The organism is Bacillus sp. ISL-55, assembly GCF_018613155.1.
Lineage (GTDB): Bacteria > Bacillota > Bacilli > Bacillales > Cytobacillaceae > Mesobacillus.
Genome location: NZ_JAGGQU010000008.1, coordinates 102,046 through 117,593, shown reverse-complemented (window position 1 = coordinate 117,593; position 15,548 = coordinate 102,046). Strand labels below are relative to the sequence as shown.

Here is a 15,548-nt window from a genome sequence, read left to right as displayed (position 1 = left end):
TTCATTCTTCTGCTCCTCGGTTAAATAAGGTAATAGTCCTATTAAGAATTCACGCTTTGCGGGAGGAATCCTCCTATAAAAATTGAATTTTACATTAAGGTGGCTGATTGGAGTTTAGCTTGCTTGCTTTAGGAGAATATAACACAGGAAGGAATTGGACCGAGAAAAGTGTTGGCAAAAAAGGGGTTATGCATTAAAATAATTTTTGGCTTATAAATATGTATTTTAAGGGTGAAATCATTTTGGAAAAACCATTGCGTAAAACAAGATCTACCGGGGACTTATTAGCATTCATCATTCCCTCATTAATAGGAATATTCTTCTTTATGTTACCAATCTCCTATAACGGAGAAATAACGATACCGATCGCTGTCCTTTCCGGATGGCTTCAGGACCTGCTTGGCGGCACACTGCCAGCGATCATGACTGTGATCATCGTTCTGACTCTAATCGGAACACTATTAATAAAAACAATCAGACCGGAAATTCTTAACCGTAACCATTTCCTAAAAGCATTGTTTGATGTACCAGCTGTTTGGCTTGTTGCGAGGATTTTAGGGGCAATTTTTGCGGTAATGACTTTATTTCAATTAGGGCCTGAAGCAGTTTGGTCACCTAACACAGGCGGACTGCTGCTCAACGACCTTTTGCCAATCCTTTTCTCTGTGTTTCTTTTTGCAGGATTGTTCCTGCCTTTATTGCTGAACTTCGGCCTTCTTGAATTGTTCGGAACGTTGATGGCCAAGATCATGCGTCCTATTTTCACATTGCCTGGACGTTCTTCAATCGATACTCTCACATCATGGCTTGGGGACGGCACGATTGGGGTTCTCCTGACAAGCAAGCAGTATGAAGAAGGCTATTATACAAGAAGAGAAGCCGCTGTTATCGGGACGACATTCTCTGTAGTCTCCATCACATTCAGTCTCGTCGTCATTTCTCAGGTTGGCCTGGGCCATATGTTTGTTCCATTTTATTTAACCGTAACACTGGCTGGCGTTGTTGCAGCTGTTATCCTGCCGAGAATCCCGCCTCTTTCCAGGAAGCAGGATACGTATTATGTGGAGCAGAACAACGATTATTCAGAGGAAAACATTCCTGATGGCTATACACCTTTCTCCTGGGGTATGGCTCAGGCTGTCGAAAAAGCAAGCAGCAATAAGAGCTTTAAAGATTTCTTCCTTGCCGGTATCCGCAATATCCTTGATATGTGGATGGGTGTTGCGCCGATTGTCATGGCGCTTGGAACACTGGCTCTGATTGTCGCGGAATATACCCCAGTATTCCAATGGCTAGGGATGCCGTTCATTCCGCTGCTTGAACTAATGCAGGTACCTGAAGCGAGGGCTGCATCAGAGACATTGATCGTCGGCTTTGCGGACATGTTCCTTCCTTCCGTTATTGGTGCAGATATCGCAAGCCCGATGACAAGGTTCATCATTGCGTCCGTTTCCGTCACACAGCTCATCTATATGTCTGAGGTCGGCGGCCTGCTGCTGGGATCAAAAATCCCTGTCAGTTTCGGAGAATTGTTCATTATCTTCCTGCAGCGTACACTTGTAACATTGCCAATCGTTGTATTGGTTGCGCATATTATTTTTTAAAACAAATGGAGCCCCTGTCTCAAGGGGCTCCATTTGTTTTTTCTAGCACTGGAAAGAACGAATCTGTCTTAGGTCCATGCCGTAGTATACCCATCCGCGGCGGGGGCTCCATCTCCAGCCAGCAACGGAATTGCGGCCGAGGAAGACTGGATAGAACCAGAAGCTTCTGCCATCGATCAGCCAGATGTATGTGAATCGGAACATACAACGCCTGATCCCGCCTGGGTCTACTGCAAATGCTGTTGCCTGTTCTTGCGGCACGTATGCTGGCGGCGGTGATGATGGCGGGCCTCCACCCTGCCCTCCGCCTGGTGAACCTCCCGGACCTCCCGGAAAGCCACCTGGTCCTCCTGGGTAGCCACCCGGACCACCTGGAAATCCGCCTGGCCCTCCCGGGAATCCACCAAATGTCCTCATATCTCCCTGCTGGTTAAATTCATTCTCATAGAATCCATAATCATCTTCAAATTGCTGATTTGGTCCATATGGGTAGAAGTTATTATAATACAAACTCATATCCCCTCTCTAAAAGTCTTCCTTGTAATGTATGCAAAACGCCCAAATCGGTGCTAGTTGGCACTCAGGCTTTCAATTTCTTTTTGCAGCTGTTCAGTGATTTCGTCTACCTTGGCAAAATCCATGGCTTCGATGTAGATGGCCTCCAACTGGTCGCGCAGTTCTTTTGCATGCGCTAAAGAAGCAATTGCTTCGTTCATCTTCGCTTTATACCTTCCGCCAACATCCTTGATCTCTGCTTCGTATTTTTCATCCGTACCAGGAGTGATCAATTCTGTATACATATCAATGATTTCATCCGTCTCTCTTTCCGGAAAATATTCATGCGGCGCGGTGCTGTCAAAAATTGCGAAGTCAAGCTCGCGGACGATGACCATGTCCAGGCTGTGCGGATCGAAGCCGCAATGATAGACTTCAACATCATATCCGCGCAACTGTGCTTCAGCGGCCAGTTTTTTCAGCATGGTGGACTTTCCGGAGCCTGGGCGGCCTTTGATGAAGTACCTCTTGCCAACTGTCTCAGTCAGGTTTGGAACGAAGTCGACTGCGCCAACCGGAGTGGCCGCACCCAGGAATCGGTCGTACACCCTCCCGCTGCCATTTGTAGATGTACTGTCTCCGAAGAACTGATCCATTAGTCTGTTTGTCAGCTCATTCGCTTTTTCAAAATCCATGTTTTCGATGTAGATTTTTTCCCACTCATCATGGATTCTCAACGCTTCGGCAAATAGGCTGTAGGCAGAATTGAATGACTCACTGATTTTTTCACTAAGCTCAAGGATGGTTTCCTTATGTTCCTGAAGCTTGCTGGAATTCCATGCTTCACCCAGATTGACGTATTCCTCTACCGCTCCAGGTGCCTTCGGTTCAATGACGTGCGGCGCAGTTCCGTCAACGATCCCGGCATTCAATTCGGGAATTAACACACCATCGATTGATTTGTTGTCTGACGAGCAATACAGGAATTGGACATCATAGCCTTTTTCAAGCCATTCATTGCCAATCTTTTTCATGAGCGAGGATTTTCCTGTTCCTGGTCCGCCCTTCAATATAAATAGCCGTGACAAGCCCCGCAAGCTGGAATCATATAAGCTGTAAAAACCGCGTGCCGTGTTGCCGCCGGCAAAAAAGTTCAGGATTTTTCCTGACATAGAATCGCACTCCCTCCAGCCGTTCTTATAAACGGCAAGTTTTCGCATCCTCCATACTATATGCAGCCATTTTGTTCTGGGTGAATGCCCAGACACCATCGTGAATTTGTCTATTTTGAGAACTATTTCCCGGGCAAGTGATGTTCTTCACACCCCCTCACAGTGCTTTCACAAATCATTCACAATAAACACAAATATGTGTGCAGTACATCACACTACCGTTTTTTTCAAAAAGTTAGGATGTAAGTGTGAAAGGCTCAATCAGATTTATGGCTGGATTCCAATGCCTTATTTTTGGAGCGAAAAGAGCCTTGGAAAACAATCAAGGGGGGAAAATAGTGAATAAACCTATCATCCATTTCATCATCAGTGCTCTTCTTGGACTCGGGATTGGTTATATAGCCTTCGATGTCATTCCTGGAAAGAGCCAGGAACAAGAAGTCACGACTGTCAATGAGTCTTCAAAGCCTGCCGAAACGGCCAAGGAAGAAAAAGAATCCACAGATACCTCATCCACTGCTGCTGGCGAGGAGAACATCCTTCAAGCGAAAGGCTGTCTTGGCTGCCACTCAGTCGAAGCCTTGAACCTTACTGGCGGAGCAACCGGACCCGATCTTTCCGATGCCTTCACCAATGTGGAAGGCAAACACGGCAAACCAGTTGAAGAATTCCTTAAAGAACCTACCTCAGCTGTCATGTCCGGCGTAATCGGCGGCAACCCGTTGACGGAGGAAGAAATAAATCAAGTTGTTAAAGTGTTGAAAGAAGCTTCTGAAAAATAAACCAAAGGTGGTGCAGTGTTAATGAAAAAATGGGTTCCCGCAGCTTCCGGGCTGCTAGCCGGCTTCATGGCGGCGACAGTATTTTTTGCTGATTTTTCAACAGGGCCTAAAGGTACAGCAAGCAATGACAGCAGCGCAAACAAGTCGAATGCTGAAAAGGTCTATGTACCTTATGGTGAGCTAGACGAATATTACATGCTTTCATCAGGCGGCCACTCAGGCCAGCTATTCGTTTACGGACTGCCTTCCATGAGGAAAATCCGTACCGTTCCGGTATTCTCTCCAGATCCTGCAACAGGATATGGCTTTGACACGAAGACGAAAGAAATGCTTGGCGGCTATACATGGGGAGATTTCCACCACCCGGCCATTTCTGAGACAAATGGTGAATATGATGGCAAATTCGTGTTCGCGAATGACGTCGCCAATAACCGGATAGGTGTTGTCGACTTAAGCAACTTCCATACAGCAGACATCATGGAGATGCCAAACATGGGCGGACCGCATGCCGGAACATTCGTTACACAGAACACGGAATACATCGTCATGCCTACCCGCTTCTCGGTGCCGATTGGAAAAGAGTATGCTCCATTGGATGAATTCGAGGAGAAATATAAAGGCGTCGTTTCAATGGTCACATTCGACCAGCAAAAAAAGGAACTCGATATGGCTTACCAAATCATGCTTCCGCCATGGTCCTATGACCTTTCCGACGCCGGTAAAAAGATGTCTGGCGACTGGATTGTCATGACCACTTACAACACAGAATTCGCGACGACCAATAACGAAATCAATGCTTCACAGAATGACCGCGACTACATCGTCCTTCTTAACTGGAAGGAACTTGAGAAAAAAGTTGCGGCTGGTGAGTATGAGGAAGTCAATGGCGCAAAAATGATTGACCCTCGCAAGCACAAGGGATCCATTTACGCAGTACCTGTTGCAAAATCACCGCACGGAGTTGACGTCACTCCAGACGGAACACGCTTCATCGCATCTGGTAAGCTGGCACCATTAATGACTGTATTCTCATTCGAAAAAGCATTTGAAGCGATCAAGTCTGGCGATTTTGAAACGGAGAAGTTCGGTATTCCTGTTTTGCCTTATGACAAGGTTGTAGAACGTGAAGTTGATCCTCCGGGAGCATTGGGACCTCTTCACACTCAATTCGATGACAAAGGCCATGCGTACAATACAATGTTCATTTCTTCTGAAATCGTGAAGTGGAAAGTCGACACTGGTGAAATTGTTGACCGCACGCCTGTCCACTACTCACCGGGACACTCCACTGCCACTGAGGGCGACACAGCCTCTCCGGATGGAAAATGGATTGTATCTCTGAACAAAATCGCGAAGGATAACTTCTTGTCTGTTGGACCTTCCCACCCTGAATCAATGGAATTGATCGATATCTCTGGAGATAAGATGTCCCTGACTTACACGGCTCCAGTCGATCCAGAACCGCATTACGCACAGACGATCCACCGCGATAAGATCAAGACCATCAAGATTTATGAGAAAGATGAAAACCGCGAGCACTCAGTTTGGAAACAAGAAGACACACGGATTGAGCGCAAAGGAAATGAAGTCCATGTATACGGTATCGCCATGCGTTCCAAGTTCGTCTTTGACGCAAAAGCGAAGCGCCCGGATGAAATCAAGGTGAACCAGGGTGACAAGGTCATCATTCACCTGACGAACATCGACCTTGACCAGGATATCACCCACGGTTTCGGCATCATGGACCACGACCTGAACTACGAAGTCCAGCCAGGCCAGACGAGCACAATCGAATTTACCGCTGAAAAAGCTGGTACATTCCCAATCTATTGCACAAACTTCTGTTCAGCCCTCCACCAGGAAATGAGCGGATACCTGTTGGTTGAACCGAAATAACCTGACAAAACGAATATGGAAAAGGGTATTGAGTCTTCAGCCGATACCCTTTCTCCCTTTTTTCACCAGTTGTAAATCCAGAAATTTAGCAGCTCTTAGAAAAAGCGCATGCGGATTTCTTTTAGGAGATGATTCAGATGGCAAAGAAATTATCTGCTGGTTCTATGGCAAGTCTTTTCGGGGCTGCAGCACTGATTTTTGCCTCTCTCAAATTCCCCTGGTGGGGGATGAAATTTTTCGCACCGCAATATATGGAAGGGCTGGATATCATCGTTTATCCCAGCAAGCTTGAAGGAGACATCGATATCGTAAACGGCTTGAATCATTACATCGGCATGGCGCCCTTCAGCAATGAAAGCTTTCCTGAATTGCAATACCTGCCTGGCCTGATCATGGGGCTTGCGGCAATCATCATCATCGTCGCTTTAGTGAGAAAGAAGTTCCTGCTTTATGTACCGCCAGCACTGCTTGTTGTCGGTGGTGCCCTTGGTATTTATGACATGAATCGCTGGCTGACGAAATTTGGAACAGAACTTGACCCTAAGGCACCAATCGAACTTGAACCATTCGTACCGCCGATTATTGGAGAAAACATTCTTGCAAACTTCGTTACACACAGTTATTTTACAACAGGTTCATTCCTTCTTGGAGCAGGCTTCCTGCTGACACTTTTGCCATTCTGGCTGGAGCGTCGGAAATGAACCGGCTGATGATCTTATTTGTTGGGATAGGCGTCTGGATATTATCCACCCTGCCTGTCTCGGCAGATGTATCCCTGCAGCAGCTGATTGATGAAACTCCAATTAACGGTGATTTGATTTTAGAGAACAAGCAATATGAAGGCAATATCGAGATAACGAAACCGATTACGATTATCGGTAAAAAAGATACGACAATTCGCGGCGACGGAAAAGGGAATGTCGTCCTGATCAAAGCCTCCAATGTCACAATGAAGAACTTAACGATTGAACACGGCAGCCTGAACAGGAGCTCCGACGAGGAATACTCGGGGATCCGCACGATGGGAGAGCACAACCAGTTTATTAATCTAGTTATCCACGATGTTTACCATGGTCTCTATATTAATAGTTCTAAGCACACTCTCGTCAAAAATATCAAAGTCACCGGGCAGGGCACAGGCAAGCTTGGCAGCCAGGGAAATGGCATCCAGCTTGTGCGCACATCCAATAACATTATTGAAGATAGCACTATTTCCAAAACACGCGACGGCATTTATGTCGAATACGCGGATAAAAACGAAATCCGCAACAATTATGTAAGTGAAACTCGGTACGGCCTGCACTATATGTACTCAAACGATAATACTTTTTACAGAAACCGTTTTAATAAAAACACTGGCGGTGCAGCCATCATGCACTCCCAGAACATCTTGTTGAAGGAAAATCAATTTTCCTTTAACCAGGGATCCCGCTCATTTGGGCTTATCATCCAGACGAGCACAAGCAACACCGTCCTGGACAATGAATTTTACCTGAACCAGCGCGGCATTTACCTGGAGCAGTCCACGCAGAACAAGATTGAGGGAAACAAGTTTTTCCACAATGACATCGGTGTGGAGCTATGGACCACTTCCACTTCCCAGGTATTCACGAAAAACCATTTCGAGCAAAACATTGCCAATGTCCTGACGATTGGCGCCGAATCTTATAATCAATGGAATTTAAACGGGATGGGCAACTACTGGGGCATAGAGCTTTCGGTCCTCGACCTGGACCAGAACCAGATTGGCGACTCTCCTGTTGAATATAGATCATCCCTCTACAAACTGGTAGAGGACAATGAGCTGGCTTACTTATTTTTAAAAAGCCCGGCCATCAAAATCTATGAAAAAATCAATGAAGTCTTAAGCACCCAGAAAGTTATGGTCGTGGATGAATTCCCGCTGATTGCGAAGGAAAAGAAATCCGCCCCATGGATGCTGCTGTTCATTCCGGCACTCGCGATTGCGGGTTGGATTTTTACCAAAAAGAGAAGGAGTCGTTTATCATGAACTACATTTGGAAGGAATGGCTTGAACAGTCACGCGGGAAAGGCCTCTGGCTCGGCCTGGCCATGGTCATGCTGACGTCCATCTTCCTGTTGATGGAAGCACGCTCATATCCAGATGAACTCGGATTTGACGCCTTTCTTCTCTCGCTATACGACATGAATATTTACCTTGTCCCGATCTTCGCGCTCTTCATTTCATCGTTCTCGATCTTCCAGGAAAAAGAGCTGAAGACATCGATGATCCTGCTGACGAAGAAAGAATCGAACCGAAGCCTGTTGCTGAAAAAGACCATTGCGATCCAGACGGTCGTCATCGGCGTGTTTGTCGGCTGGTACTTCGTTCTAGCCATCGCGATGAAATGGTTCCTGCAATTCCAATTAATCAGCTTCATTTATTTTCTCTTGACGGTTGTCGTACTGCTGTTGATTTTCAACCAGCTGGGATTGTTTTTGGGAAACATGGCGAATACGAAGATGCAGCTGATTGGCGCCACGATTTTCACATGGTTCCTGTTTGTCTTCCTGATCGACCTGGCCTTCATACAATACGTACCATCTGTTTCCTATGAAAATGTCAAACTGTTTTCGTGGCTCTACTTCCTGGATCCATTGCACACATTGCGCTTTTTCTTGGAAACATCTCTAGGGTTATTCTCTCTGAACAATATGTCACGATTGATGGAAAAAATGATCTGGATGGCTCCATGGAAGTTTCTGTTGATTGACCTGGCCTTCTGGATGATCCTGTTCTTCGAGCTCTCCATCCTGTTCCGCAGCAAGGGGGAAAAATCATGATTGAAATCAAGGACCTATCGCAATCCTATAAAAACAAGCAAGTCTTGAAAAATATTAGTTTAACGATTGAGAAAAATGAATACTGTGCGCTTGTCGGGAGGAACGGTGCCGGGAAGTCAACGCTGATTCGCTCGATCCTCGGTTTGCAGCCTGTTAAAAAAGGCAGCATCACCCTGGACGGCTTTTCAAATAAGAAGGGCGATTGGAAGAAAATCGTTTCCTATCTCCCCGAAAAATTCCACCTCTACCCTCACCTGACCGGCGAAGAGAATATGCTTTTTTTTGCATCGCTTGGGACTGGTGACGTTGATGAAAAGAAGATCGAGGAAAAACTGAAGATGGTCTCTTTATGGGAAGACCGGCATAACCAGGTGAAGGGCTATTCCAAGGGGATGCTCCAGCGTCTCGGGTTGTGCGTCATGCTTTATTACGATACAGAGGTCCTGATCCTTGATGAGCCAACAAGCGGACTTGATCCGCTCGGCCGCGAAGAAATCCTGCAAATCCTGAAGTCCCTGTCCGGAAAGACGATCTTCATGGCATCGCATCATATGGATGAAATCAAGCAAATCTGCAGCCATGTCGCATTTTTGGAAGATGGACAAATGACAAAGTATACCGTTGATGAATTCCTGAATGAACATTTAAAAGGAGCGGATTACAAATGAGAAAATTACTCGCTGGCTTCGTATTATTGATGCTTCTTCTAGCTGGCTGCAGCTCAGGTTCCGATTTTGAAATCAATTTAAAGAAAGCGCCTAAGTATAAGGCTGGCGAAAGCTACCCAGTCGTCATTGAGGTTATGAAGGATGGCGAGCCGGTGGACGGTTTGGACTTTGCTGCTTACCTTGAGATGGCCAAAATGGATCACGGTACCATTGAGCTTGATTTTGTAGACAAAGGAAATGGTATTTATGAATCCAGCGTCGAACTGCCGATGGCGGGTGAATGGATTGCCAATATCGAAGGAGCAGCCGACGGCTCTGCTTTTGAACATGTGATTACATTCGAAGTGGAAAAGGAATGATCCAACATGAAACTTAAAACACTTCTGATACTATTGCTGCTGGTGGGCGGTATGATTCTTGGGGGCTGCAAGCAAGAGAAACAGGAACCTGTGGCTGGGGGAAGTTCAAGTGAGCAAAACGCTGAGGACAACTCGAGTGAGCAAGGCGCTGAGGAAAGCTCGAATGACGGATTTCAGGCTGATGACAAAGTCGCCACCATCAACGGTAAGGTGCTTTCCTATGAAGACCTGCAATTTTATCAGCTGATGAACAAGGTTGATATCGAGCTGAACCGTGCTGTCGATGAAAAGAGTCTGCAGGGCGAGGAACTGAAGGAGAAACTCGCCTATTGGGATGATCAGTTAAAGTATCATGATAACTTCAACGTCAATCTATCAAAAATGATGGAGCAGCATACAATGTACCTGCTTGCCAGGGAAAAAGGACTGGACGTAGAAACTGCTCAGGTGAGAAAGACCGTTGAAGAATTCACAACCAAAGTCGCACAGAATGAAGCGGCCTCACAGCTTGTCTCTGACTTCCCTGCAGATGCCTACCAGAACCGGCTGAACAACTACTTCACCGAAAAGCTGCTCACATTGCAAATTTACGAAACTCTTAAGGACGATGTCGTCAAAGAAAAGCCTAATGCTACTGAAAAAGAGATCGCCTATGACACAGCCAAGAGCTATGAAGAACTCTATCAATCGCAAATCGCCAGTTTGGAGATTAAAATCAACGCAGCTGAGCTAGAATAGATTGTATGAGAACAGCCCCCGCTTATCGCGGAGGCTGTTTATTGCTGAATTATTATGCTGTTCCTCAAGAACCTGTCTTAATTCATGACCTATCGTGACAGCTTTTCGGGTTTCACACGTGAACCTGTCACGATTCCAGCGTTTTCTTGACAGCTTTTCTGCTTTCACACCCAAACCTGTCACGATTCCAGCGTTTTCTTGACAGCTTTTCCGCTCTCACACCCAAACCTGTCACGATTCCAGCGTTTTCTTGACAGCTTTTCCGCTCTCACACACGTACCAGTCGGAACGCTGACCCTATTAGGCAAAAAATCTATGTTTTCACCAGGTCTGCATATTTCCCCGCAATGGCACTGACCAATTGGTCAGGTGCCAATTCGACCTGGAAACCGATTTTCCCTGCACTGACGATGATGGTCTCAAGCTCCCGGGCGCTCTCATCCAAAAATGTCGGATAATTCTTCTTCATTCCAACCGGCGAACAGCCGCCGCGGATATAGCCGGTGAATTTCTGGATGTCCTTGACAGGAAGCATTTCCACATTCTTTTCCCCGGCTTCCCGTGCAGCCTTTTTCATATCCAGCTCAGCTTCCACCGGGATGACAAAAACGTATATATCCTTGCTGGAACCTACAACAACCAGTGTCTTATATACCTGTGAAGCATCGCGGCCAATCTTCCCCGCTACGGCAACACCATCAATCTTGCCATCCTTTGAATCATACGTAAGAATCTCATACGGGACATTCTGCGTATCTAGAATTCTCATCGCGTTCGTTTTAACCTTCGCCATCCTGGTTCCTCCTTACTTGAAGGTATTTAGGATAATTTTACCTTATGGAAGGTGGACGATTCAATCCCGGTCTCTTCAGGCTCAGCCCTGAAATCCTGAATTATCCAGGTTCCATTTTACGTTAACAGCCCTCCTGCCGACAGAAATGTACGTTAAGCCAGCAGCCTCCGCTTCGGCCAAGTCATAGCAATTCCTTCCGTCAAAAACAACCGACTCCCGCGTGAGTAATGGGTAGCGTTCTAAATCATATTCAGTAATTTGCGGCCACTCGGTCATGATGAAGACAACATCCGCTCCTTTAATCGCCATATCCACGGAATCAGCGTAATACAGCAGGCTGCCGTATAACTCCTCTACTTTTTCAACGGCTGCTGGGTCATACACGGAAATGTCAGCCTGTTCCTCAAGAAGCTGGGCGATCAGCTCCATTGCGGGTGCCTCACGGATGTCATCAGTGTGCGGCTTAAATGCAAGCCCAAGCACCGCCACCCTCTTTCCCCGCATGCTCCCTAACATCTTCTTCGCTTTTAAAAATAGCTGCTGTTTCTGCCTGCTGTTCACCTCAATCACGGAACGCAGAATTTTAAAATCATAGTTATAGTACTCTGTCAGCTTTTCCAGTGCCTTTGTATCCTTCGGAAAGCATGAACCGCCATAGCCAATCCCCGCTTTTAAAAATTGGCTGCCGATCCGCTCGTCCATGCCCATTCCTTTTGACACGTCTTCAATATTTGCTCCTGTGTGCTCACACAGGTTAGCAACCTCATTTATGAAACTGATTTTCGTAGCTAAAAAGGCATTGGAGGCATATTTGATGAGCTCTGCACTGCGGATATCTGTCTGGATAATCGGCCTGCCGTAAGGTTCATAAATACTCGCAACCGCACCGCCCGCTTCACGGTCATCCGTGCCGATCACAATCCGGTCAGCATGGAACGTATCAAGAATGCCAGACCCTTCACGCAGAAACTCAGGATTTGAAACAACTTTCACCTGAATATTGTCCGGAATGATGTCCTGGAGCATTTGATCTATCCGCTCATTTGTCCCAACCGGCACGGTACTTTTAATGACAACGACAGCATCCCTGGTCAAATTGGCTCCGATATCAGCAACCGCCGCTTCTAAATAGTCTAAATTAGCCGAGCCATCCTCGTTTTCAGGCGTCCCAACCGCGACGAAAATATAGGCCACCCTTGCAAAGGCCGATTTTAAGTCAGCTGTAAAATGAAGCCTTCCCTCATTAAGATTCCTATTCAGCACCTCTTCAAGTCCCGGCTCATAAATCGGGCATCTCCCTTTTGAAAGAGTACTGATTTTTTGATCATCTATATCAAAACAGGTCACATTGTATCCAATTTCAGCAAAACAAACTCCCGTGACAAGGCCAACATAGCCTGTCCCGACAACTGTAATATCCATATTGGCCCTCCAATCATTGATGTTTTTATTTTACCATGCAGCCATCACCATCTTAGCCAATCCGCTCAACTTGGTAAAAACTTGTCTATTCCTTTTTTCAAGCGGGTAAAAGAAAAAAGCATGTTTTTTATCAATACAGGAAAAATTAGTTATTATTAAGATTTTTAAGGAGGATTGTTAATGAACGATTTCACTTCAAAGCTGCCTCGCTTTCCTGAGCCTTACTGGCGTAAAACAGCCGAACTTCCTTCTTTTCCAAAGCTGCAGGAGGATTTTCAGGTGGATGTCGCAGTCATTGGCGGCGGGATTACAGGTTTGACTTCAGCATACTTGCTGGCCAAAGCCGGAGCAAAGGTGGCCGTGATTGAGGCCGGCACGATCTTGAATGGCACAACCGGACATACAACGGCAAAGGTGACCGCACAACATGGCATGATTTATGACGAGCTGATCAGCCATTTTGGCGAGGAAAAAGCGCGCCTTTACTACCAGGCCAATTACGATGCGATGCAATTTGTTAAGAAGATCGTGAAAGAGCAGCAGATTGATTGTGATTTTACCGAAGAGGATGCCTATATCTACACGAATTCCGACAAGGAAATGGAAAAGCTCCTAAAAGAATTCAAGGCCTATGAAAAACTTGGCGTGGTGGGCAGCGAGTATGTTTCAGAAGTGCCGATTCCAATAGAAGCAAAAGCTGCGATTGTCATGCGCAACCAGGCTCAATTCCATCCGCTGAAATTTCTTAAGCATCTTGTGGAGCGTTTTACAGAAATGGGCGGACAGATTTTTGAAAATACAACCGCAGTCGATATGGAAGAAGGCTCTGAACCTGTCGTCACGACAAGGGACGGCCATAAGGTTCGCTGCAAGCAGATGATCATCAGTACCCACTTCCCGTTTTACGATTTAAAAGGGTTCTATTTTTCAAGGATGCAGGTCAACCGTTCATATGTACTTGCTGTCAGGACGGAAAAAGAGTTCCCGGGAGGAATGTATATCAATGCTGAGACACCGTCACGCTCCCTGCGGTATACCGACTGGAACGGCGAGAAGCTCGTGCTGTTTGGCGGAGACAGCCATATTACCGGACAGGAAGAAAACACACACCAGTATTACGAGGCACTAGAGGCTTTCGCTGTGCAAACGTTCGGGGTAAAGGAAATTCCTTTCCGCTGGAGCGCGCAGGACCCGACTACCCTTGATAAAATCCCTTTTGTCGGCAAATATTCTTCGAGCACGGAAAATATCTTTGTTGCTACCGGATACCGGAAATGGGGGATGAGCAACGGCATCAATGCCGCGCTTCTCATGTCCGATCTTGTTTTGAAGAAAGATAATCCATATGTGGAATTATTCGAACCGCAAAGATTCCATGCCAAGCCGGATGTGGCGACGTTTGTAACTGATAATGCCCTGGTCGCAAAGGAACTGGTTAAAGGGAAACTGGATCGGCCATCGACGGATCCGGAGAGCCTGGTGAAGGAAGAAGGGGCAGTCGTAACAGTTAATGGCAAGCGCGCAGGAGCGTACCGCGACGAAAACGGCAAGCTGCACGTCGTCGATACAACTTGCACCCACATGGGCTGCGAACTCAACTGGAACAATGGCGATAACACCTGGGACTGCCCATGCCACGGCTCCCGCTTCTCCTACAAAGGAGATGTCATAGAAGGACCAGCTGAACTGCCATTGAAAAAATTAGACCTGGAATAGGAAAAAGCCGCCACTGCAGATTGAGTGGCGGCTTTCATTATGCCTGACAAGGATTATATCGCTTTCAACGGGAAATATATCGCTCTCAACGAGGATTAAGCTGAACCCACAACAGGGATTAAACCGCTCTAAACAAGGATTATATCGCTCCCAACATGGAATAAAACCTTGCTCAAGACGAATAAACTATCCCTTATCCGCTAAAAGTGTCTTATGAATCCAAATGCTGGCCTGCATGCCGTCTCCCATCGCAATGGTCGTTTGCTCGGAATGGGCGACAAGGTCCCCAGCTGCCCAGACGTTCTCGACATTGGTCATTTTGGTTCGCGGATCGACTAGGACATGCTTGTTTTTATGAAGGTCGACGCCAAGCTGCTGTGCGAGCTGCGATTTCACTTCATTGCCGCCGAAGGCTATGAAACCGCGTTCTGAAGTGAGCTTCTCACCATTCGCGAGCTCAACTCCCCTGAAGTCAGGTCCGTCTGCGAGCACCTTTTCAATCGGCCCCTCGACATACTTAATGCCTTTTTCCCTCAATTCAACCATTATTTCCTCATCGACTTCTTTGTTTTCATGATTCACATACGTGAGCTCATCTGTAAAATAGTTCAAGGTCAGTGCCATGTTGGCACCAGGATTGCCCGAACCCATCACGATGGTGGACTTGCCTTTCACTTCATGACCATCGCAGTCGGGACATATATACACACTGATGCCAAGCGTAGGCATCAGCTCCGGAAATGGCGGAATCCGATCCATGACTCCTGTGGCCAGAAGCAATGTTTTCGCCCTGTATGTGTCGCCGCTCTCTGCCTTTACTTCGAATCTATTCTCTATCTTTTCGGCACTCTCAGCCTTGCCAATCACAAATTCAACACCATATTGCGCTGCCTGCTTACGGCCGACTTCTCTTAAGTAAGGTCCGCTTACTCCATCCGGATAGCCAAGGATATTATGGTAGCTCTGGCAAATCGCCGACCGGCCGTCACCAGCATCCAAAACCATCACATTATGATCGTACCGCCCAAGCTGTATCGCCGCCTGGAGCCCGGCAATTCCGCCTCCAACTATAAGACAATCGTACATACCGATCCACCG

General features: G+C 46.7%; 16 protein-coding genes. 10 read left to right on the top strand and 6 right to left on the bottom strand.

Annotated features, from left to right (window positions below):
- The first annotated feature begins 242 nt into the window (after positions 1-242).
- Entirely contained in the window at positions 243-1,604 is a 1,362-nt protein-coding gene (locus tag J7E32_RS04600) for a YjiH family protein (protein ID WP_286182703.1), read from the top strand.
- A 42-nt stretch (positions 1,605-1,646) separates the two neighbouring features.
- On the opposite strand, the gene J7E32_RS04595 is transcribed toward J7E32_RS04600, so the two are convergent.
- On the bottom strand, positions 1,647-2,120 hold the full coding sequence (locus J7E32_RS04595) for a hypothetical protein (RefSeq protein WP_214904276.1): 474 nt from the start codon (positions 2,118-2,120) through the stop codon (positions 1,647-1,649).
- Positions 2,121-2,173: 53 nt separating this feature from the next.
- Positions 2,174-3,271, bottom strand: coding sequence for a PRK06851 family protein (locus tag J7E32_RS04590; RefSeq protein WP_214904273.1), 1,098 nt, complete (start codon positions 3,269-3,271; stop codon positions 2,174-2,176).
- A gap of 338 nt (positions 3,272-3,609) precedes the next feature.
- Here J7E32_RS04590 and J7E32_RS04585 point away from each other — a divergent pair, with 338 nt between their 5' ends.
- From J7E32_RS04585 to J7E32_RS04550, 8 genes are all read left to right on the top strand, one after another.
- Entirely contained in the window at positions 3,610-4,053 is a 444-nt protein-coding gene (locus tag J7E32_RS04585) for a c-type cytochrome (RefSeq protein WP_214904270.1), read from the top strand.
- 21 nt (positions 4,054-4,074) lie between these two features.
- Positions 4,075-5,949 (top strand): Sec-dependent nitrous-oxide reductase, encoded by a 1,875-nt coding sequence (gene nosZ, locus J7E32_RS04580; RefSeq protein ID WP_214904268.1) that lies wholly within the window; start codon positions 4,075-4,077, stop codon positions 5,947-5,949.
- Between the two features lie 137 nt (positions 5,950-6,086).
- Positions 6,087-6,650, top strand: coding sequence for a hypothetical protein (locus J7E32_RS04575; RefSeq protein ID WP_214904260.1), 564 nt, complete (start codon positions 6,087-6,089; stop codon positions 6,648-6,650).
- A complete protein-coding gene (nosD, locus tag J7E32_RS04570; protein WP_214904256.1) occupies positions 6,647-7,960 on the top strand; it encodes a nitrous oxide reductase family maturation protein NosD in 1,314 nt (437 codons plus the stop codon). Before J7E32_RS04575 ends, nosD begins: the two co-directional genes overlap by 4 nt.
- Positions 7,957-8,754 carry an ABC transporter permease subunit gene (locus J7E32_RS04565; protein ID WP_214904253.1) on the top strand — a complete coding sequence of 266 codons (798 nt, stop codon included), beginning with the start codon at positions 7,957-7,959 and terminating at the stop codon, positions 8,752-8,754. Before nosD ends, J7E32_RS04565 begins: the two co-directional genes overlap by 4 nt.
- Complete coding sequence (locus J7E32_RS04560) at positions 8,751-9,422, top strand: ABC transporter ATP-binding protein (protein WP_214904251.1); 672 nt, start codon at positions 8,751-8,753, stop codon at positions 9,420-9,422. The genes J7E32_RS04565 and J7E32_RS04560 overlap by 4 nt, the downstream gene beginning before the upstream one ends.
- Positions 9,419-9,781: a FixH family protein gene (locus J7E32_RS04555; protein ID WP_214904248.1), complete on the top strand. Its 363-nt coding sequence runs from the start codon at positions 9,419-9,421 to the stop codon at positions 9,779-9,781. The genes J7E32_RS04560 and J7E32_RS04555 overlap by 4 nt, the downstream gene beginning before the upstream one ends.
- 6 nt (positions 9,782-9,787) lie before the next feature.
- Complete coding sequence (locus J7E32_RS04550; protein ID WP_214904245.1) at positions 9,788-10,519, top strand: hypothetical protein; 732 nt, start codon at positions 9,788-9,790, stop codon at positions 10,517-10,519.
- Here J7E32_RS04550 and J7E32_RS04545 read toward each other — a convergent pair.
- The 3 genes from J7E32_RS04545 to J7E32_RS04535 form a co-directional block, all read right to left on the bottom strand.
- Positions 10,511-10,687 carry a hypothetical protein gene (locus tag J7E32_RS04545; protein WP_214904242.1) on the bottom strand — a complete coding sequence of 59 codons (177 nt, stop codon included), beginning with the start codon at positions 10,685-10,687 and terminating at the stop codon, positions 10,511-10,513. The two genes, J7E32_RS04550 and J7E32_RS04545, sit on opposite strands and share 9 nt — an antisense overlap.
- 145 nt (positions 10,688-10,832) lie before the next feature.
- Positions 10,833-11,312, bottom strand: a complete 480-nt coding sequence (gene ybaK / locus J7E32_RS04540) for a Cys-tRNA(Pro) deacylase (RefSeq protein WP_214904239.1) — start codon at positions 11,310-11,312, stop codon at positions 10,833-10,835.
- 81 nt (positions 11,313-11,393) lie between these two features.
- The gene (locus J7E32_RS04535; protein ID WP_214904237.1) at positions 11,394-12,734 is read right to left on the bottom strand and encodes a UDP-glucose dehydrogenase family protein; all 1,341 of its coding nucleotides are present in this window, start codon (positions 12,732-12,734) and stop codon (positions 11,394-11,396) included.
- Positions 12,735-12,914: 180 nt separating this feature from the next.
- Between J7E32_RS04535 and J7E32_RS04530 the strand changes: the two genes are divergently transcribed.
- Complete coding sequence (locus J7E32_RS04530; protein ID WP_214904234.1) at positions 12,915-14,450, top strand: FAD-dependent oxidoreductase; 1,536 nt, start codon at positions 12,915-12,917, stop codon at positions 14,448-14,450.
- A gap of 186 nt (positions 14,451-14,636) precedes the next feature.
- Here the strand turns inward: J7E32_RS04530 and J7E32_RS04525 are convergent, their stop codons facing one another.
- Complete coding sequence (locus J7E32_RS04525; protein WP_214904511.1) at positions 14,637-15,536, bottom strand: NAD(P)/FAD-dependent oxidoreductase; 900 nt, start codon at positions 15,534-15,536, stop codon at positions 14,637-14,639.
- Positions 15,537-15,548 lie beyond the last annotated feature (12 nt).

Coding starts and splice junctions, on each gene's coding strand:
- J7E32_RS04535 (WP_214904237.1), bottom strand. CDS start 12,734: ATGGATATTACAGTTGTCGGGACAGGCTATGTTGGCCTTGTCACGGGA.
- ybaK (WP_214904239.1), bottom strand. CDS start 11,312: ATGGCGAAGGTTAAAACGAACGCGATGAGAATTCTAGATACGCAGAAT.
- J7E32_RS04550 (WP_214904245.1), top strand. CDS start 9,788: ATGAAACTTAAAACACTTCTGATACTATTGCTGCTGGTGGGCGGTATG.
- J7E32_RS04560 (WP_214904251.1), top strand. CDS start 8,751: ATGATTGAAATCAAGGACCTATCGCAATCCTATAAAAACAAGCAAGTC.
- nosZ (WP_214904268.1), top strand. CDS start 4,075: ATGAAAAAATGGGTTCCCGCAGCTTCCGGGCTGCTAGCCGGCTTCATG.
- J7E32_RS04555 (WP_214904248.1), top strand. CDS start 9,419: ATGAGAAAATTACTCGCTGGCTTCGTATTATTGATGCTTCTTCTAGCT.
- J7E32_RS04575 (WP_214904260.1), top strand. CDS start 6,087: ATGGCAAAGAAATTATCTGCTGGTTCTATGGCAAGTCTTTTCGGGGCT.
- J7E32_RS04565 (WP_214904253.1), top strand. CDS start 7,957: ATGAACTACATTTGGAAGGAATGGCTTGAACAGTCACGCGGGAAAGGC.
- J7E32_RS04595 (WP_214904276.1), bottom strand. CDS start 2,120: ATGAGTTTGTATTATAATAACTTCTACCCATATGGACCAAATCAGCAA.
- J7E32_RS04525 (WP_214904511.1), bottom strand. CDS start 15,536: ATGTACGATTGTCTTATAGTTGGAGGCGGAATTGCCGGGCTCCAGGCG.
- J7E32_RS04590 (WP_214904273.1), bottom strand. CDS start 3,271: ATGTCAGGAAAAATCCTGAACTTTTTTGCCGGCGGCAACACGGCACGC.
- nosD (WP_214904256.1), top strand. CDS start 6,647: ATGAACCGGCTGATGATCTTATTTGTTGGGATAGGCGTCTGGATATTA.
- J7E32_RS04530 (WP_214904234.1), top strand. CDS start 12,915: ATGAACGATTTCACTTCAAAGCTGCCTCGCTTTCCTGAGCCTTACTGG.